Source organism: Mangrovibacillus sp. Mu-81 (assembly GCF_036867415.1).
In the GTDB taxonomy this organism is placed as follows: Bacteria; Bacillota; Bacilli; order Bacillales; family Bacillaceae_B; genus Rossellomorea.
Genome location: NZ_JBAJHU010000002.1, coordinates 1 through 18,961, shown reverse-complemented (window position 1 = coordinate 18,961; position 18,961 = coordinate 1). Strand labels below are relative to the sequence as shown.

At 43.7% G+C, this 18,961-nt stretch carries 20 protein-coding genes and 1 riboswitch; all 20 genes read left to right on the top strand.

What is annotated here, in order from left to right:
* Window positions 1-43: 43 nt before the first annotated feature.
* The 20 genes from V6B33_RS03860 (at window position 44) to V6B33_RS03765 (ending at window position 18,851) form a co-directional block, all read left to right on the top strand.
* A complete protein-coding gene (locus V6B33_RS03860) occupies window positions 44-1,825 on the top strand; it encodes an acyl-CoA dehydrogenase family protein (RefSeq protein WP_334216442.1) in 1,782 nt (593 codons plus the stop codon).
* Between the two features lie 743 nt (window positions 1,826-2,568).
* A complete protein-coding gene (locus V6B33_RS03855; protein ID WP_334216441.1) occupies window positions 2,569-2,925 on the top strand; it encodes an arsenate reductase family protein in 357 nt (118 codons plus the stop codon).
* A gap of 146 nt (window positions 2,926-3,071) precedes the next feature.
* Window positions 3,072-3,455, top strand: a complete 384-nt coding sequence (gene gcvH, locus V6B33_RS03850) for a glycine cleavage system protein GcvH (RefSeq protein WP_334216440.1) — start codon at window positions 3,072-3,074, stop codon at window positions 3,453-3,455.
* A gap of 64 nt (window positions 3,456-3,519) precedes the next feature.
* Window positions 3,520-3,786: a YusG family protein gene (locus V6B33_RS03845; protein WP_334216439.1), complete on the top strand. Its 267-nt coding sequence runs from the start codon at window positions 3,520-3,522 to the stop codon at window positions 3,784-3,786.
* 255 nt (window positions 3,787-4,041) lie between these two features.
* On the top strand, window positions 4,042-4,404 hold the full coding sequence (locus tag V6B33_RS03840) for a toprim domain-containing protein (RefSeq protein WP_442915462.1): 363 nt from the start codon (window positions 4,042-4,044) through the stop codon (window positions 4,402-4,404).
* A gap of 2 nt (window positions 4,405-4,406) precedes the next feature.
* Window positions 4,407-4,730: a thioredoxin family protein gene (locus tag V6B33_RS03835; RefSeq protein WP_442915461.1), complete on the top strand. Its 324-nt coding sequence runs from the start codon at window positions 4,407-4,409 to the stop codon at window positions 4,728-4,730.
* A 237-nt stretch (window positions 4,731-4,967) separates the two neighbouring features.
* The gene (locus V6B33_RS03830) at window positions 4,968-5,324 is read left to right on the top strand and encodes a hypothetical protein (RefSeq protein WP_334216437.1); all 357 of its coding nucleotides are present in this window, start codon (window positions 4,968-4,970) and stop codon (window positions 5,322-5,324) included.
* Window positions 5,325-5,438: 114 nt separating this feature from the next.
* Window positions 5,439-5,545, top strand: a riboswitch (SAM riboswitch).
* 161 nt (window positions 5,546-5,706) lie between these two features.
* Window positions 5,707-6,726, top strand: coding sequence for a methionine ABC transporter ATP-binding protein (locus V6B33_RS03825; protein ID WP_334216436.1), 1,020 nt, complete (start codon window positions 5,707-5,709; stop codon window positions 6,724-6,726).
* Window positions 6,726-7,394, top strand: a complete 669-nt coding sequence (locus tag V6B33_RS03820; RefSeq protein WP_334217050.1) for a methionine ABC transporter permease — start codon at window positions 6,726-6,728, stop codon at window positions 7,392-7,394. Before V6B33_RS03825 ends, V6B33_RS03820 begins: the two co-directional genes overlap by 1 nt.
* Before the next feature lie 15 nt (window positions 7,395-7,409).
* The gene (locus V6B33_RS03815) at window positions 7,410-8,231 is read left to right on the top strand and encodes a MetQ/NlpA family ABC transporter substrate-binding protein (RefSeq protein WP_334216435.1); all 822 of its coding nucleotides are present in this window, start codon (window positions 7,410-7,412) and stop codon (window positions 8,229-8,231) included.
* Between the two features lie 164 nt (window positions 8,232-8,395).
* Entirely contained in the window at window positions 8,396-8,761 is a 366-nt protein-coding gene (locus V6B33_RS03810) for a carboxymuconolactone decarboxylase family protein (RefSeq protein WP_334217049.1), read from the top strand.
* Window positions 8,762-9,813: 1,052 nt separating this feature from the next.
* Window positions 9,814-10,599: a Fe-S cluster assembly ATPase SufC gene (gene sufC, locus V6B33_RS03805; RefSeq protein ID WP_334216434.1), complete on the top strand. Its 786-nt coding sequence runs from the start codon at window positions 9,814-9,816 to the stop codon at window positions 10,597-10,599.
* A gap of 17 nt (window positions 10,600-10,616) precedes the next feature.
* Complete coding sequence (gene sufD / locus V6B33_RS03800) at window positions 10,617-11,927, top strand: Fe-S cluster assembly protein SufD (RefSeq protein ID WP_334216433.1); 1,311 nt, start codon at window positions 10,617-10,619, stop codon at window positions 11,925-11,927.
* Complete coding sequence (locus tag V6B33_RS03795) at window positions 11,927-13,156, top strand: cysteine desulfurase (RefSeq protein ID WP_334216432.1); 1,230 nt, start codon at window positions 11,927-11,929, stop codon at window positions 13,154-13,156. The genes sufD and V6B33_RS03795 overlap by 1 nt, the downstream gene beginning before the upstream one ends.
* On the top strand, window positions 13,146-13,586 hold the full coding sequence (gene sufU, locus V6B33_RS03790) for a Fe-S cluster assembly sulfur transfer protein SufU (RefSeq protein WP_071620486.1): 441 nt from the start codon (window positions 13,146-13,148) through the stop codon (window positions 13,584-13,586). Before V6B33_RS03795 ends, sufU begins: the two co-directional genes overlap by 11 nt.
* A 39-nt stretch (window positions 13,587-13,625) precedes the next feature.
* Entirely contained in the window at window positions 13,626-15,023 is a 1,398-nt protein-coding gene (gene sufB, locus V6B33_RS03785; RefSeq protein ID WP_334216431.1) for a Fe-S cluster assembly protein SufB, read from the top strand.
* A 333-nt stretch (window positions 15,024-15,356) separates the two neighbouring features.
* Window positions 15,357-16,202, top strand: a complete 846-nt coding sequence (locus tag V6B33_RS03780; protein WP_334216430.1) for a DUF72 domain-containing protein — start codon at window positions 15,357-15,359, stop codon at window positions 16,200-16,202.
* Window positions 16,203-16,282: 80 nt separating this feature from the next.
* Window positions 16,283-17,107 carry a sulfite exporter TauE/SafE family protein gene (locus V6B33_RS03775; protein WP_334216429.1) on the top strand — a complete coding sequence of 275 codons (825 nt, stop codon included), beginning with the start codon at window positions 16,283-16,285 and terminating at the stop codon, window positions 17,105-17,107.
* Window positions 17,108-17,132: 25 nt separating this feature from the next.
* Window positions 17,133-18,491, top strand: coding sequence for a bifunctional metallophosphatase/5'-nucleotidase (locus V6B33_RS03770; RefSeq protein ID WP_334216428.1), 1,359 nt, complete (start codon window positions 17,133-17,135; stop codon window positions 18,489-18,491).
* Between the two features lie 57 nt (window positions 18,492-18,548).
* Window positions 18,549-18,851: a YunC family protein gene (locus V6B33_RS03765; RefSeq protein WP_334216427.1), complete on the top strand. Its 303-nt coding sequence runs from the start codon at window positions 18,549-18,551 to the stop codon at window positions 18,849-18,851.
* Window positions 18,852-18,961 lie beyond the last annotated feature (110 nt).

Below are 18,961 nucleotides of genomic sequence, written 5' to 3'. Positions count from 1 at the left end.
GGTCCTCTCTCTTTCCATAAAAAACGTTAAGGGGATGTCAATAATGGCAAATCAAACAGACAAGTTGATTAAGGGTGGAAGTTTTTTAATTGAAGATGTGAGCTGTGAGCAAGTCTTCACACCGGAAGACTACTCTGATGAGCAAAAAATGATCGCAAAAACGACTGAAGACTACGTGTTGAATGAAGTGGTACCTGTGATTGATAATCTTGAAAACCACGAGTTCGATCATTCAGTCCGATTATTGAAAGAAGCAGGGGAGATTGGACTTCTTGGAGCGGATGTACCGGAAGAATACGGCGGAATCGGCCTTGATAAAGTCAGCTCGGCATTGATTGCAGAAAAAATGTCCCGTGCAGGCGGATTCTCCATCTCTCACGGAGCTCACGTCGGAATCGGTTCGCTTCCAATCGTTCTTTTCGGAAACGAAGATCAAAAACAGAAGTACCTGCCTGCGCTCGCAACCGGTGAAAAGCTTGCTGCCTATGCTTTGACAGAGCCTGGCTCAGGTTCGGATGCCCTGGGTGCGAAAACGACAGCGAAACTGAACGAAGCGGGCACTCACTATATATTAAATGGTGAAAAACAATGGATCACAAACTCAGCATTCTCTGATGTCTTCGTTGTATATGCAAAAATAGACGGCGAGCACTTCTCTGCATTCATCGTTGAAAAAGACTATCCGGGCGTATCGACAGGGCCTGAAGAAAAGAAAATGGGGATCAAAAGTTCTTCAACGAGAACTTTGATCTTGGAAGATGCAGAAATTCCTGTCGAGAACCTTCTCGGCCAGGCTGGAAAAGGCCATATCATTGCCTTCAATATTCTGAATATCGGGCGTTACAAGCTGGGAGTGGGAGCTGTCGGCGCAAGTAAGCGTGCACTTGAAGTAACTGTTAAATATACGAATCAACGCCAGCAGTTCAAGACACCGATCTCTTCTTTCAACCTGACGAAAGAAAAATTGTCGACGATGGCAGCGAAATTATATGCAGCTGAAAGCTCCGTATATCGTACTGTAGGATTATTCGAAGACCGTATGAGTAAGCTGACTGATGAAGAAGTTAAGAACGGGACTGAAGTGGCGAAGTCAATTGCTGAATATGCAATCGAATGTTCACTGAATAAATTCTTTGCAACAGAAGTGCTGGACTACGTCGTGGATGAGGGAGTACAGCTGCACGGCGGCTACGGATTCATGCAGGAATATGAAATCGAAAGAATGTACCGCGACTCCCGTATCAACCGAATTTTCGAAGGAACTAATGAAATCAACCGCCTCCTGGTGCCGGGGACGTACCTGCGTAAAGCGATGAAAGGTGAACTGCCGCTGCTGCAAAAAGCGCAGGCGCTTCAGGAAGAATTAATGATGCTGATGCCTGAAGAGGTTGGCGACGAACCGCTGGCACAAGAAAAATATCTTGTGAAAAATGCAAAGAAAATAGGCTTGATGCTTGCTGGATTAGCTGCCCAGAAGTTCGGCAAAGCTCTTGAAAAAGAGCAGGAAATCCTGGTGAACATTGCGGATATCGTATCCAATGCCTATGCAATGGAATCAGCGGTCCTTCGCACGGAAAAGACGCTTGAAAAAGGCGCTGAAAAAGCGAAGCAAAAGCTTCTTTACACACAGATCTTCTGTCAGGAAGCGTTCAATGAAATCGAAGCTCATGCGAAAGAAACCCTTGTTGCAACAGAACAAGGCGACTCACTGCGCATGATGCTTTCAGCACTCCGCAAATTCACACGCCACACGCCGATCAACGTAATCGCTGTGAAACGTGAAGCGTCCGAGAAACTTGTTGAAGCTGAGAAGTATGTTGTTTGATAAGTGAATGTTTCGGGAAACAGGCCTTCTTTAGCTGGGGGTCTGTTTTTTTGATTGGGGTTTTGTTGATGGAGGGAAGCGATGGCAACAGGAGTGGAGTGAAGTCAAGTGCTGGGAAAGAGAAAATTCGACAAGCAGAACAATTATTGGGAAAGTGGCACATTTATTTAAATTTTGGCACAATAATTAAATACTGGCACATATTCACGAAACTGGCACAATAAATATTAGTATATTAATATTTCAGTGAAAAAGCAGGATGTCAGTGGACTATCGTGTAGTTTTTTTTATGTAATATTTCTTTTCAGACACCAGAATGCATGTTTTTAAAACTTTGATCTCATTTATACAGTTACTTCACCTTTTACAGCATAATCTATCTTTTATCATACTAGGGATCAACGAATCGACTGCCCTTCGATTCGTCCCCCGTAAATATTGTCCACAAAGCCCAAGAATGGATATAACGGAAGTTAAATGAACAGAGGAGATACTTAATAACCATTCACCTCTAAAAAACTGATTGGCCAAATAGAAAATCACTGTGAATAAACCTTTTCTAAAAGAAGGAGAATAACGAAAGCTGTCGAATGTAGTCAAGTAGAGGGTATACTTTTAATGAGTAAGGTTGATGAAGATCATCTGTTTACTATGTATAATAAGTATAGTTGTATTTGGTTGTTAAGCTGTTGCACGGAAATCAACAGCGGTGTTTAGAAGCCAATATGAAAGGTGGTGGTAATATGTCATTGACTTTTTATTCTTATCCAAAATGCGGGACGTGCCGAAAAGCGAAAAAATGGCTGGAGGACAATAACGCGGATTTTAATGAAATACATATTGTTGAAAATCCTCCTTCAAAGGAGGAACTGAAAAGTCTTTATGAAAAAAGCGGGCTGCCATTGAAGAAGTTCTTTAATACAAGCGGCAAGAAATACCGAGAGCTTGGCTTGAAGGAAAAAGTGAATTCTGCCTCTGATGAGGAACTGCTTGAGATCCTTTCCACAGACGGTATGCTGATCAAGCGGCCGCTCACTACGGATGGCTTGAAGGTGACAGTCGGATTCAAGGAAGAAACGTTTGAAGAGTCCTGGAAGTGAGCGTGGAATCGTTGATTTGATGCGGAAATGGAAGGTATTGTCACAGCACCTAAAAAGTTTTGAAGGAAACACTGCGTTTTCTTGCTTTTTTATTTAAAAGTGTGTCAATATTAGGTTGTATACCAAGTATTTGGAGGGATTTTTAAATGAGTACACCGAAAGAACTTCGCTATTCTGAAGAACACGAATGGGTTAAAACCGAAGGGGAAACACTGCGTATTGGAATTACTGCGTTTGCGCAATCTGAACTTGGAGATATCGTATTCGTCGAACTGCCGGAAGTAGGCGACGAAGTGAAAGCAGATGAACCATTTGGAAGCGTTGAATCAGTTAAAACGGTTTCTGAGCTTTATGCACCGGTTTCAGGTAAAATCGTTGAAGTGAATGAAGAGCTTGCTGACAGCCCTGAATTTGTCAACGAATCTCCTTATGAAAAAGCTTGGATGATCGTCGTTGAGCCATCTGATGCTGGAGAAGTGGACAAGCTTATGACAGCAGAACAATATGAAGAAATGATTAACGAAGGTTAATGATTTCAAGGCACCTTGAGGGTATTCTCAAGGTGTTTTGTTTTTCTTTTGGGGCATTCTAAATGTGGAAGACATTACAGAAAGGATGATCCCGATGACTCTTGAACCAAAGAAGCTCGATGTTACCGAACGTGTGACAGGTAAATTAAAAAACGGAAGCCTGGAATTGTATCTCGACAATCAGCCGATCGGCCGCATGGCAGTTCCCCTGGAAGGCATCACCATGGAACCGAACTTTGAAGCGAATGAAGATAAAATCTTTCAACATTACACCGCAACAGAAGGTTCTGAAGCACGCTATACCGATTGCGATGAGGGTGGCTGGTGTTGATATTCATAAAAAAACGGTGCCAGGTTCCTCCGGTAGGACTGGCACTTTTTTGTCTATCTGCAGAATACTGAACTTGGCACAGTGTTTGAAACGGCAGTCATCAGGCTATGGAGCAGACCGAAACTAACCATGTATCGGCCGTATTTCTTTCTATTTTTAAATAAAAATGAGAAGATATATGTAAGTAGTGGACATCATCTCTAATAAATTGAATATACTATCCTAATCTTATTTCTGAAAGATAAGGTGATGACAATGTTTGATATCGGTGATGAGAAAGTAATCATTGTAGAGGGCACGACGGATAAACGTAAAGTGGAAGGAATCATTAAAGAGCCTATTGAGATTATTTGTACAAATGGAACCATCAGCATGACGAAAATGGACGAACTGATTGATTCGCTGGAGCAGAGAGATGTTTATATACTGGTGGATGCCGATCATGCAGGAGAAAAGCTTCGAAAACAATTCAAGCGGGAATTCCCGGAGGCAGAGCACTTATATATCGACCGGATGTATAAAGAAGTGGCATCGGCTCCCGAGTACCACTTGGCATCTGTACTGATCGGAGCGAATATTGATATACACACGGAATACTTGGAAAAAAGGATGAGTTAACGTTGAATGAGGTAAGTAGTACAAATTCGCTGTATGAATCAATACACACACATGAACTTACGGCGGTTTATCTTTACACCCCGATGTGTGGGACATGCCAGGTAGCAGGCAAAATGATGGAAGTTGTGAAAAAGCTTCCGCAATCGTTTCACTTTGATAAAGTCAATTTGAATTACTTACCACAGTTTGCAGAAGAGCAGGCGATTGAAAGTGTGCCATGTTTACTTCTTTATAAACATGCAAAAGAGAGGGAAAGAATCTATGCATTCCACTCAGTTCCCTATTTATATGAGATGTTAAAAAAAACAGAGACCTTTGATGATTAAAGGTCTTTTTTATATGTGATGAAAACATAAATATTAAGGAAAACCTTTCAACAAACTTGGACATATTTCTTGGGAAATGATGAGAAAATACTCAGAATTTATATTCTGAATATTCAAAAACCAACTAATTCGACACAAGTTGCTTTTCTCCAACAAAACTGTGTCGAGAGAGAAAAAAAGGATAAAAAACCCATTCGTAGAATTAAGTTAAGTAAGAAGATTCGCGGGAGGGTATTTATGAGAAATCTATTAGATAAACTAATTGACCAATGTCATTCCAAGTACCATCTGCAGCTGTTATTTCCTTCAGACCCATTTATTCTTCAACTTGAATGTGAGAGTCAGCGCTACACCCTTTCTTTTTCCAATAAAGAATGTTTTGTAGCGGAAGACATCAATAACCTTGAGCCTCAATTTGTCATTACAGGCAATGAGGAGATGATCACCACCGTTCTCGCCGGTAATGAGCTATTATCAAGATTGGTTGAAAGTGATCAATTGTCGGTAAAGGGAGGCTACCGCCCTCTGTTATTCGTCGAATCAGTGCTTTGGCTGACAAGGCCAATGATAAAAGAACCAGTTGAAATATATTGAATACTTTAATCTTCTGAAAAAAATAATTGACACCCCGTTTGTGCGATGATAGAATCACTTTTGTAGCAAATATTCTGAGACTTTACACTCATAAACTTTATATAGTTAGACTTACTCTTATTGAGAGTGGTGGAGGGACGTGCCCTATGAAGCCCGGCAACCGTCAATGAAAATTGAAATGGTGCCAATTCACTCAAAGCGTATGCTTTGAAAGATAAGAGGAAGGATAATCAATATGATTATGCCTTTCTGCTTATCTGCGGAAAGGTTTTTTTATTGGCTGGAATTAAAAGGGCCGCCTGGAGCACGTTTTTTACAAAGGAAAGCTGTAACCCTCATTATAACGCTCTTTTTACTCGGAGAAAGAAAGGTGGCTGACATCATGATCACAATCTCAGAAGTAAAGAAAATATATCAATCAAAAGCAGGTCCGATTTCAGCTGTAGACGGGGTCGATCTTTCTGTTGGGGAAGGTGAAATCTTTGGGGTGATCGGTTACAGCGGTGCCGGTAAAAGTACCCTGATCAGAATGCTAAATGGACTCGAAGTTCCAACAGAAGGAACAATCGATGTGAACGGGCAGTCTGTTTCAAGAATCAAAGGCAGGAAGCTTCGTGAAGCAAGGCAGTCCATCGGGATGATCTTTCAGCACTTTAATCTATTATGGTCCAGAACCGTTCTCGAAAATATTCAGTTCCCATTGGAAATAGCAGGAGTGCCAAAAAAGGAACGAACTCGGCGTGCCAATGAATTACTCGCGCTTGTCGGGCTTGAAGGAAGAGGGGAGGCGTACCCCTCACAGCTGAGCGGGGGACAAAAGCAGCGTGTCGGAATCGCAAGGGCACTTGCCAATAACCCAAGCGTACTGCTGTGTGACGAAGCAACGTCTGCCCTCGATCCGCAGACGACAGATTCCATTCTTGATTTATTGGTGGATATCAACAGGCGTCTCGGTTTGACCATAGTCCTGATTACCCATGAGATGCATGTCATCCAGAAAATCTGTCACCGTGTCGCGGTGATGGAAAACGGAAAAGTTGTAGAACTTGGGGATGTACTCGAAGTGTTCCGTAATCCCCGGCAGCAAGTGACAAAACGTTTTGTAAAAGAAGTATCACAGGCTCAGGAGTCTGAAGAAGCGATGCAGGAGTTGATCAAGCACTATCCCACCGGAAAAGTGTTGAAGTTCACTTTTGTCGGGGATTCGACCGGGCAGCCTTTGATCACTTCGTTGATCAGGAAGTTCGACCTTGAAGTAAATATCCTTCAGGGACAGATTTCCCAGACGCAAAAAGGAGCATACGGCACTCTGTTTGTTCATTTAGACGGGGCTGAATCGCAGCTTGGGGAAGCTCTGCAATTTGCTGAGAGTCAACAGGTGAAGGTTGAGGTGATGGCATGATGATCGAAACTCTATTTCCAAATGTCGATTGGGAAAAAATGTGGGAAGCAACGTTAGAGACACTCTATATGACCGGAATGTCTGTATTGATCACATTTGTCTTAGGCATCATTCTGGGGATCCTGTTATTCCTGACATCCAAAGAAAACCTCTGGGAAAATAAACTCACTTACACGGTTACGAACTCTGTCGTGAATGTGTTCAGGTCGATTCCGTTCATCATACTGATCGTCTTGCTGATTCCTTTCACGAAATTCTTATTGGATACGATCCGTGGAGCGAATGCCGCTTTGCCGGCTCTGATCATCGGGGCGGCTCCGTTCTACGCCAGAATGGTCGAAATCGCACTGCGAGAAGTGAATAAGGGTGTGATCGAAGCTGCAAAGGCGATGGGTGCGAAAACAAGTACGATCATCCTGAAGGTATTGCTGCCTGAATCCATGCCGGCACTCATCTCGGGTATAACGGTCACAGCTATTGCCCTTGTAGGTTACACAGCGATGGCAGGAGTCATCGGTGCAGGAGGACTTGGAAACCTCGCTTATCTGGACGGGTTCCAGAGAAGCCGGGAAGATGTAACACTGGCAGCCACGATCATGATACTGATCATCGTATTTGCCATTCAGATCATAGGGGATTTCTTTACAAATAAATTAGACAAACGATAAGAGGAGAGAAAAAACATGAAAAAGTGGATAGCAGGAGTTATTGCAGCAAGTAGTATAGTTGGATTGGCAGCATGCGGGAATGATACTGGATCGGGAAGCGATGAAAAGGAACTGGTCGTAGGTGCTTCGAATGTACCTCACGCTGAAATCCTTGAACAGGTGAAGCCGATCTTGGAAGAGAAAGGAATCGATTTACAAATTGAGACCTATCAGGATTATATCCTTCCGAATAAAGACCTTGATAATGAAGACCTTGATGCGAACTATTTTCAAACCATCCCTTATATGGACTTGCAAATGAAGGATAACGACTATGATTTCGTCAACGCAGGGGGAATCCATATCGAGCCGATCGGGGCTTACTCTAAAAAGTATAAATCTTTAGAGGATCTTCCGGAAGGTGCCACCATCTTAATGAGTAACTCAGTATCCGACCACGGTCGTATCCTTACCCTTTTGGAAAAGAAAGGACTTATTAAATTAAAAGATGGAGTTGAAAATACACAGGCGCAGCTTGAAGACATTGAGGAGAACCCTAGAAATCTCCAATTCGATTATGAATATGAGGCAGCACTTCTTCCTCAAATGTACGAAAACGAAGAAGGCGATGCAGTGGTGATCAATTCCAACTATGCCATCGATGCAGGCCTGAAACCGCTGGAAGACTCAATTGCGATAGAAGATACTGATTCTCCATATGTGAATGTCATTGCTGTCAACAAAGGAGATGAAGATAAGGAAGAAGTGAAAGAGTTGGTTAAAGCCCTTCGTTCAAAAGAAATTCAGGAATTCATCAATGAAGAATGGGATGGAGCGGTAGTACCTGTAACAGAATAATGTCAAAAATCTTTTCTGAAAAAAAGCCTAACTTGAGCAACCCGGTGACTGCATCGGGTTGTTTTTATTTTCAGGCTGCGGCTGCACTAAATTTCGGACATAAACCTTTCCTGATTGGCCCATACTATCTTCGAAGAATCTAATCGAAAATGGAGCTGAACATGATGCAAATGGAACCAAGAAATACAACCGAAGCCGCACTTCATGATTATAAAATGGGGCTGGGGATCTTCACCGAGAAAATGCCGGAGCTTGCACAGCATTATAATACATTCACTGAACACTGCTTCAAAGAAGGAGTCCTCACGAAAAAAGAAAAGCAGCTCATCGCCCTCGGCATCAGCCTCTATTCCCAAGATGAATACTGCATCATCTATCATACAAAGGGATGCCTCGATGAAGGATGCTCCGAACAGGAAATCCTTGAAGCAGTTGGAGTCACTGCGGCATTCGGCGGAGGAGCGGCAATGAGCCAGGCCGTCACACTCGTCCAACAATCCGTCCAGGAAATAAACCAACTGAAACAATAACCCAACAGGCTGAGACAAAAGTGTTCCAGTCTAAATAAAGCCCGAACTAATTTGAATTATAAGTTCAAGTAAGTTCGGTTTTTTATTAGCTTTGTTCAAAAGTCCATTTAGTTAGCAACTTATTCCAACGGTTGATTGGAGTGCAAGACGAAGATCCCTGGGGGAAAAGTAGCTTATGTGAGACCCTGCAGGAGCGCAGCGGAAGGAACGGTCTTCAGATATTCTAGATAATACTTCGAATACAGGAAATAGGGGTTTATTAGAAATGTAAGCGCTTCATCTTTATACAAGCATCTGGATATTTACTAACTTACCTATTATTCGCTAGTATAATGGCGGAATTTTGTGAAAACTTAATGATACCCTCCAGTTAAAATCTTCTGATGAAGTATTTTAAGAAAAAATGACCGAAAACGGGTTTTGTATTCAAGAAGAGGGGGTAGTATAGTTATGTATATAAAAATTGAAAGGAATGATTCATTATCGACTCTCTTGAGGGTTTGACGTACACAAGTGAAATGGAAAAGGCGATGCATAGTGCCCATGGAATTGGATACGAGGTGTACAAACGAAAGCATGATGTCAGAATGCAAGTAGAGAAACAGAGAGAGCGGGATTATAAAGAAAGCCGGAGAATGATTGCGGCACTTGATAGAAAAGTGCACGCTCATATATAATAGATCTTAAGGAAAACCAGTGTTGAAACAGACACTGGTTTTTTTATGAATATGGTTTGGATTAGCTCATTCACAATATTGATCGCATACTCCTGCAGGGAATCAACAGACGGAGAAAAGAGTGTTTTACTATGTAATTATTTCCTATTTATATAGGAAGGAATTCGGACAAGTTCCTTTCATGAGAGTGCCTGCATTTTTCTTTTGTACCTGGTAAAGAATAGGGAAGTATTTGCAGGTCGGAAACACAATGGAATCGCGTCTGAAAAAGTTGATTATACCTTTTATTTGTTATAAGATTGTAATGAGAATAAATTGAGAATGATGAAAGAATTTAATTCTTATCATTATATAAAGTCACGGAGGTATTTACACATGGCAGGTTCTACTTTAACAATTAAAGATCTTCATGTTGAGATTGAAGGAAAGGAAATCCTGAAAGGGGTTAACCTTGAAATTAAAGGTGGAGAAATCCACGCAGTAATGGGTCCGAATGGTACAGGTAAATCAACATTATCTTCTGCTATCATGGGTCACCCGAAGTATGAGGTAACAAAAGGGAGTATTCATTTTGACGGGCAGGACGTCCTTGAAATGGAAGTAGATGAGCGTGCGCAAGTTGGTTTATTTCTTGCAATGCAGTATCCAAGTGAAATCAGCGGAGTAACGAATGCAGACTTCCTGCGTTCCGCAATCAACAGCCGCCGCAAAGAAGGCGATGAGATTTCACTAATGAAATTCATTCGTAAAATGGATTCTGAAATGGAATACCTTGAAATGGATCCGGATATGGCTCAACGTTACTTAAATGAAGGTTTCTCAGGCGGTGAGAAGAAGCGTAACGAAATTCTTCAATTGATGATGCTTCAGCCTAAGATCGCAATCCTTGATGAGATTGATTCCGGTCTTGATATTGATGCGCTTAAAGTTGTATCTAAAGGTATCAACAAGATGCGCGGTGAAGATTTCGGATGCCTGATCATCACTCACTATCAGCGTCTTCTTAACTACATCACACCAGACCGTGTACACGTCATGATGCAGGGGCGTGTTGTGAAATCAGGCGGTGCGGAACTCGCACAGCGTCTTGAGGCGGAAGGTTATGACTGGATTAAAGAAGAACTGGGAATTAAAGACGAAACTGTTGGCCAAGAAGCGTAAGTGTTAGGGGGATAATAATGACTGTAGAAACGAAACTATCAGTAGATCAGGACTATGTCAGCTCCTACTCAAAGCAGCTTGGAGAGCCAGAATGGTTAACAACCCTTCGTACAGATGCCTTTAACAAAATGAAGGATCTTAGCCTTCCAGTTGCAGATAAAACGAAAATCACGAACTGGAATTTCACTTCTTTCAAGAAGCATTCAGTTGAAAGTGATTCGTTCTCATCATTGAGTGAGCTGCCAGAAGAAGTAAAAGCATTAGTTGACTTAGAAAGTAAAGATCAAAGTTTATATATTCAACGTAATAACACACCGGCTTTCCTATCTCTATCAAATGAATTGAAAGAAAATGGTGTTATTTTCACGGACATTTTCACAGCGGTGAAAGAGCACGGCGACCTAGTTCAGAAGTATTTCATGACAGAAGGCGTAAAATCGGATGAGCACAAGCTTACGGCTCTTCATGCGGCATTGATGAATGGGGGAGTCTTCCTATACATTCCGAAAAATGTAGAACTGGCAGAGCCGATTCAAGCGGTTTACGTACACGACAACGCTGAAGTTGCCATGTTCAACCACGTATTGGTGGTGGCAGAAGACAACAGCTCAGTGACATATGTAGAAAACTATATTTCTACAACAGACGTTGAAGATGGCGTATACAACATCGTGACGGAAGTGGTTGCGAATAATAACGCTAAAGTTGCATATGGTGCGGTAGACAACCTTGCAAGCGGATTGACCACATACGTGAACCGCCGCGGTGTTGCAGCGAGGGATTCACGCATCGAGTGGGCACTTGGCTTGATGAACGATGGAGACACAGTTTCAGAAAACGTAACGAATCTGATCGGTGACGGTTCTTATGCTGATACGAAAACGGTGGTTGTCGGTCGAGGCAAGCAAAAACAGAACTTCACGACTAAAGTTGTTCACTTCGGAAAGAATTCTGAAGGTTACATCTTGAAACATGGAGTGATGAAAGATGAAGCATCTTCAATCTTTAATGGTATCGGCAAAATCGAACACGGTGCATCCAAGTCAAATGCAGAGCAGGAATCACGCGTATTGATGCTCAGCGAAAAAGCGCGCGGAGATGCGAACCCGATCCTTTTGATCGATGAAGATGATGTAACAGCAGGTCACGCAGCATCAGTGGGACGCGTCGATCCGCTTCAACTTTATTACCTGATGAGCCGCGGGATTCCGCAAAAAGAAGCAGAACGTCTTGTCATTCACGGTTTCCTTGCTCCTGTGGTAAATCAATTGCCGATTGAAGGAGTTAAGAAACAGCTTGTCGAGGTAATCGAAAGGAAAGTAAACTAATGGATGTAAAAGAGATTCGTAAGCATTTTCCGATTCTCGACCAGGAAGTCAACGGCCATCCACTTGTTTATTTAGACAGCGCGGCGACTTCGCAAAAACCGATTTCCGTCATTGATGCGGTCAGTGATTATTATCGCGGCTTTAACTCAAACGTCCACCGCGGCGTACACACGCTGGGCACAAGGGCGACGGACGGTTATGAAGGAGCGCGTGAAAAGGTTCGGACATTCATCAACGCTTCGTCTACTCAGGAAGTGATTTTCACACGGGGAACGACAACCGCGATCAACACGGTAGCGGCAAGCTACGGCCGTGCATCCTTAAGTGAAGGCGATGAAATCGTCATCACGCATATGGAGCACCACAGCAACATCATTCCCTGGCAGCAGCTTGCTAAGGAAAAAGGCGCTGTATTAAAATACGTTCCACTTCAAGAAGATGGTACGATCAAGCTTGAAGATGTAAAAGAAACCATTACTTCCCAAACGAAAATCGTCTCGATTATGATGGTATCGAACGTACTTGGTACGATGAATCCAATCAAGGAAATCACGAAGATCGCTCATGATCATGGCGCTGTCATGGTAGTGGATGGTGCGCAGGCTGCACCTCACATGAAAATCGATGTCCAGGACCTTGATTGTGATTTCTTCGCTTTTTCGGGACATAAAATGGTTGGGCCTACCGGTATCGGTGCCCTTTACGGGAAGAAGAGGCATCTGAACAAGATGGAGCCGATCGAATTCGGCGGGGAAATGATCGACTTCGTCGGTCTTCAGGAATCCACTTGGAAAGAGCTTCCATGGAAGTTCGAAGGCGGCACTCCGATCATTGCAGGTGCAATCGGTCTCGGAGCTGCGATTGATTTCCTTGAAGATATCGGATTGGACACGATCGAGGCATATGAGCACAAGCTAGCCGCTTATGCACTGGATAAAATGAATGAAGTTGAAGGGATGACCATTTATGGTCCGGAAGATCCCGGTCAGCGTGCCGGACTTGTGACGTTCAACATTGATGATGTCCATCCTCATGATTTGGCGACTGTACTCGATGCAGAAGGAATTGCTGTCCGTGCCGGTCACCATTGTGCACAGCCCCTTATGAAATGGCTGAATGTCTCGGCGACTGCACGTGCAAGCTTCTACCTGTATAATACAGAGGAAGATATTGATAAACTTGTTGCAGGGCTAGTGAAGACAAAGGAGTTTTTCAGCGATGTCTTTTAATAACTTAGATCAGCTGTACAGACAAGTCATCATGGATCATTATAAGAACCCCCGAAATAAAGGGTCTTTGGAAGATGGCAGCTTTACGATCGACATGAATAACCCGACCTGCGGGGACCGCATTCACTTGACACTGAAGGTGGAGGACGGCATCGTCCAGGACGCCAAATTTGACGGCGAAGGGTGTTCCATCTCGATGGCATCTGCCTCTATGATGACACAAATTGTAAAAGGTAAAGAAATTGACGAGGCATTGAAGCTTTCGAAGATTTTTTCTGATATGATGCAAGGAAACGAATACGATGAAGATGTGGATTTAGGAGACATTGAAGCACTTCAAGGCGTTGCTAAATTCCCTGCCCGCATTAAATGTGCGACCCTGGCTTGGAAAGCGATGGAAAAAGGAGTAAAGGAAGAAGAGCAGGAGTAAGCTCATCTTCCCGCTCTATCAAAGAATGGAGGAATCGACATGGCAAAGAAAATGCCTGAGATCGGGGATTATAAATACGGTTTTAGTGATAAAGACGTATCAATTTTCCGTTCGAAACGTGGTTTGACGCGTGAGATTGTAGAAGAAATTTCGCGCATGAAGGAAGAGCCTCAATGGATGCTTGATTTCCGTTTGAAGTCACTTGACCATTTTTATAACATGTCAATGCCACAATGGGGCGGCGACTTACAAGAACTGAACTTTGATGAGATTACGTACTACGTAAAGCCTTCAGAGAAATCAGAGCGCAGCTGGGATGAAGTACCTGAAGAAATCAAACAGACGTTTGATAAATTGGGTATTCCTGAAGCTGAGCAAAAGTATCTTGCGGGGGTATCTGCACAGTACGAATCCGAGGTTGTTTACCATAACATGCAGGAAGACCTGGAAAATATGGGGATCGTATTCAAAGATACAGATTCTGCCCTTAAAGAAAACGAAGAACTATTCCGCGAACACTGGGCAAAAGTTATTCCGCCGACGGATAACAAATTTGCTGCACTGAACTCAGCGGTATGGTCCGGTGGTTCATTCATCTATGTTCCTAAAGGTATTAAGGTTGATACGCCGCTGCAAGCGTATTTCCGTATCAACTCCGAGAACATGGGTCAATTCGAACGTACCTTGATCATCGTTGACGAAGGCGCAAGCGTACACTATGTAGAAGGTTGTACAGCACCTGTCTACACAACGAACTCGCTTCACTCAGCGGTAGTTGAAATCATCATCAAAAAAGATGCGTACTGCCGTTACACGACGATTCAAAACTGGGCGAACAATGTTTTCAACCTGGTAACGAAGCGTGCTGTTTGTGAAGCGAACGCAACAATGGAATGGGTAGACGGAAACATCGGTTCCAAACTGACGATGAAGTATCCGGCTGTCATTCTTAAAGGAGAAGGTGCCCGCGGTATGACACTTTCCATCGCATTAGCAGGTAAAGGTCAGCACCAGGACGCAGGTGCGAAGATGATTCACTTGGCACCGAACACTTCTTCAACAATTGTTTCGAAGTCGATCTCCAAACACGGCGGTAAAGTAACATACCGCGGGATCGTTCATTTCGGACGCAAAGCGGAAGGCGCACGTTCTAACATCGAGTGTGACACGCTGATCATGGATAATCAGTCTACTTCCGATACGATTCCTTACAACGAAATCCTGAACGATAACATCTCGCTTGAACACGAAGCGAAAGTATCCAAGGTATCAGAAGAACAATTATTCTATCTGATGAGCCGCGGAATTTCAGAGGAAGAAGCAACAGAAATGATCGTAATGGGCTTCATCGAGCCATTCACGAAAGAACTTCCAATGGAATACGCAGTGGAAATGAACCGCCTGATCAAGTTCGAGATGGAAGGTTCGATTGGATAATAGATTTTTTTATAAGGAAACCCCCTTTGATCGCATTTATGCGGCCTGAGGGGGTTTTGTTTTTGCAGGAGAAGTTAGGATGGGACGGGCGGTTTGTTGAACTTTGTCGACAAATCGGTAAAACGCTCATAAAATAAGAATATCGATCATAAATCAAAAATAACGCTCATAAATTCATGAATTGAATCATAAAATCAACATTCCGCTCATAATCGATACGGCAAGAAAGGGTTCAGCATTGAAAACATCAATCACTACGATTTCACTCGCCTGTTATGATAAAATGTAAGACAAACCAATGGATGTTCATCATACGAGAAGAGGTGAATACGGATGATTTATATAGGAGTCACGGGTTGGGGGGATCATGATACTCTTTATGAGAATGTTTCGCCGCGGGACAAGCTGAAAGAGTACGGTGCGCATTTCCCTGCGGTAGAAGTGGATGCGAGTTTTTATGCGGTCCAGCCGATCCGTAATGCCGAGAAATGGGTGAAAGATACGCCAAAAGAGTTCAAATTCATTGTGAAGGCGTATCAGGGTATGACCGGACATGAGCGCGGAGAGATTCCATTTGAAACGAAAGAGGATATGTTTCAGGCATTCAAGGAGTCCCTTTCTCCGTATCTCAGGGAAGATAAGCTTGCGATGGTTCTCATGCAGTTTCCGCCATGGTTTGATTGCTCGCGTGACAATGTTGCCTATATCAGGTACTGTAAAGAACAATTGAAAGATCTACCTTTAGCATTGGAGTTCCGCCATCAAAGCTGGTACAGTCCCCGATTTAAAGATAGGACCCTCACATTCATGAAGGAACAGGGCTGGATCCATAGTATTTGTGATGAACCACAGGCAGGAGAGGGGTCGGTGCCGAGGGTATTGGAAGCCACTGATGAAGGGGCGACGCTGATCAGGTTTCATGGCCGCAATGTGCATGGCTGGAATAAGACAGGCAGTGGGGATGAATGGCGTGAGGTGCGGTATTTATATCGCTATAATGAAGCAGAATTAAGCGAATGGATCCCTCATATCCGTAAACTTCATGAAGAGTCAAAGGATATTTATATCCTTTTTAATAATAATTCGGGTGGAGACGCTGCAGATAATGCGAAACAGCTGATTGATATGCTCGGAATTGAGTACCAGGTGCTTGCTCCGAAACAACTTGATTTATTCTAATTGCAGGATGAGAAAAATATACGAGAAGTGTATCCGCCGTATAAATGCGTTTCTACTAGTAGAACTGGAGATGAAAGTAAGTGGAATGGATCGTATTGATTTGCATTGGGTTACTCGCAGGGACAGTCGGCTCGCTTGTCGGTCTGGGCGGGGGAGTGATCGTTGTTCCTGCATTGATTTATTTTGGTACATATACTGGCTGGCTTGATAACATCACACCGCAAACAGCAGTGGGAACTTCATTGATGGTCATGATTTTCACGGGATTGTCCTCGACCCTTGCGTATTTGAAGCACAAGACAGTTGATTACAAAAGCGGTTTGATTTTCTTTGGGGGCAGCGGACCGGGTGCGATCATCGGCGCATGGGTGAATAAATACCTTGATTTGGAAGACTTCAATCTTTATTTTGGTATATTTATGATTGTCATGGCGCTTATCCTGATGGTGCGCAACAAGTTGAAGCCGATCGAAAAGTTTAAGTCGGCTTCTTTTCAAAGGGAGTTCACCGATCCCGGCGGACAGATATTCCATTATGGATATCCTCCGCTGATGGGCGCATTGATTGCGCTGGTGGTAGGGTTCACTTCAGGTTTATTCGGTATCGGCGGAGGTTCGCTGATGGTGCCGGCGATGATTCTGATATTCATGTTCCCGCCTCATGTAGCAGTGGCGACATCGATGTTCATGGTCTTTCTTTCCGCCCTGGTCAGTTCAGGTACGCATGTTGCTTTGGGGAATGTTAAATGGCTGTATGCATTGGCGCTGATCCCGGGAGCATGGTTCGGGGCTAAGCTGGGGTCCTATTTAAATACAAGGCTTGAATCAAAGGCACTTGTGAGTGTCCTGCGCATTATACTGATTTTAATAGGAATACGATTGATTTATCAAAGTATTACGGGGTAACCTCCATTGGGAGAGTGAGAGTTCAATGAAAGAAGTAATCCATATCTATCATACTAACGACCTGCACAGTCATCTGGAGCACTGGCCGAGGATCCGGGACTTTATACAAAAAAGAAAAGAATGGCATGTGAATGAGGGAGAAGACGTCTTCCTCTTTGATATTGGTGACCACGTAGACCGCTGGCATCCATATACGGAAGCAACATTGGGCAAAGCTAATGTCCAGCTTTTGAACAAAGCCGGTTATGACGCTGTAACGATCGGGAATAACGAAGGCATCACGCTGGATTATGAAGATCTGGATACGTTGTATCAGGAAGCTGAATTCGATGTGATTGTCGGAAACCTGTTGAACCGGGACGGGAAGCTGCCTGAATGGCTCGAGACTCATCATACTTATGAAACGAAGTCAGGATTGAAAGTTGTTGTCCTTGGTTTGACGGCCAATTTCTACCCTTTCTATAGAGCGCTTGGCTGGTCGGTTTCAGCTCCCCTGGATGAATTGAAAAAACAGGTCGCACAGTTGAAGAACGAAGCGGATGTACTGGTTCTGCTGTCTCACCTGGGAATCCGGGATGATGAGCTCATAGCGGAGACCCATCCAGAAATAGATGTGATACTGGGTGCGCATACCCATCATATTTTACATGAGGGAAAAGAGATCAATGGGGTCATGCTTGGTGCTGCAGGGAAGTTCGGGAACTTTGTCGGTCACATGATGATTGAAATCGATACTGATACAAAGAATGTGCTGGCGAAAAAAGCACAGTTGTATGCACACGATGATTTGCCTCAGTCCACACAGGAAGATGAAGAGAAGCTACAGTGGCTGCAAATAGGGGAAAAGCTCCTTTGTACAGAGGTTGCCACCCTGCCGGACTCATTATCCGCAGAATGGTTCGAAGCGTCACCTCTGCCGCAAATGCTGTGCGACGCATTGAAGGAATGGTGCAAAGCAGATTGTTCCTTCCTGAATGCAGGTCTTCTGATGGAAGGGTTAAACAAAGGACCGGTCACGAGGCAGGACCTTCACCGTATTCTGCCGCACCCGATCAATCCTTGTCTGATCGAGCTTTCAGGAGCAGAGCTGAAAGAAATCCTCAAGCAGACATTTAATGAAGACTGGCCGCATCTTAACCTCAAAGGCCTTGGATTCAGGGGCAAAATAATGGGTGAATTTGTCTATTCCGGCATTGTCTTTGAAGAAGACAAACAAAAGATTTATATCAAGGGAGAACCGATCCAGCCCAAGAAAACGTATAAACTTGCAACAACCGATATGTTCACATTCGGGCACTTCTTTCCAGACCTGCAGCGTTTGGAGAAGAAGTACTTCATGCCGGAATTCCTGCGGGATATCCTTGCTTGGAAATTGGGTCGGTAAATGGTTCACCGTTCTTCCGCTCCTGTCATACATATGAGTTGAGAGGAGCGATGCAGGATGATGAATCTTTCTCCGATTACCATTCAAGGACATACCTTTTCAGCTATTTCCGTTGCGTTACCGAAGACCAACCTGCTCGTCGTGGCGAGCGATAAGGGATATATCATGTGCGGGGCACTGGATGTTGCTTTACTCAATGAGAAATTAAGTGACAGAGGCATCATCGCGGGCAGGGCAGTGGGAGTAAAGACAATCGACCAGCTCCTGGATGCCCCTCTTGAATCGGTGACGGTTGAAGCGGAAAACCGCGGAATCAATCCGGGTATGATTGGTCGCGATGCATTATTGAAAATGCTGTAACCTTGATGGTGATACGAGCTTCTGTGCATGATTGCATGGAGGCTTTTTTTATTGTCCAGCTCCGGCGGCTAGAGGCTCGAGACATAAGCCATGCCATCCAGAAAGGCAAA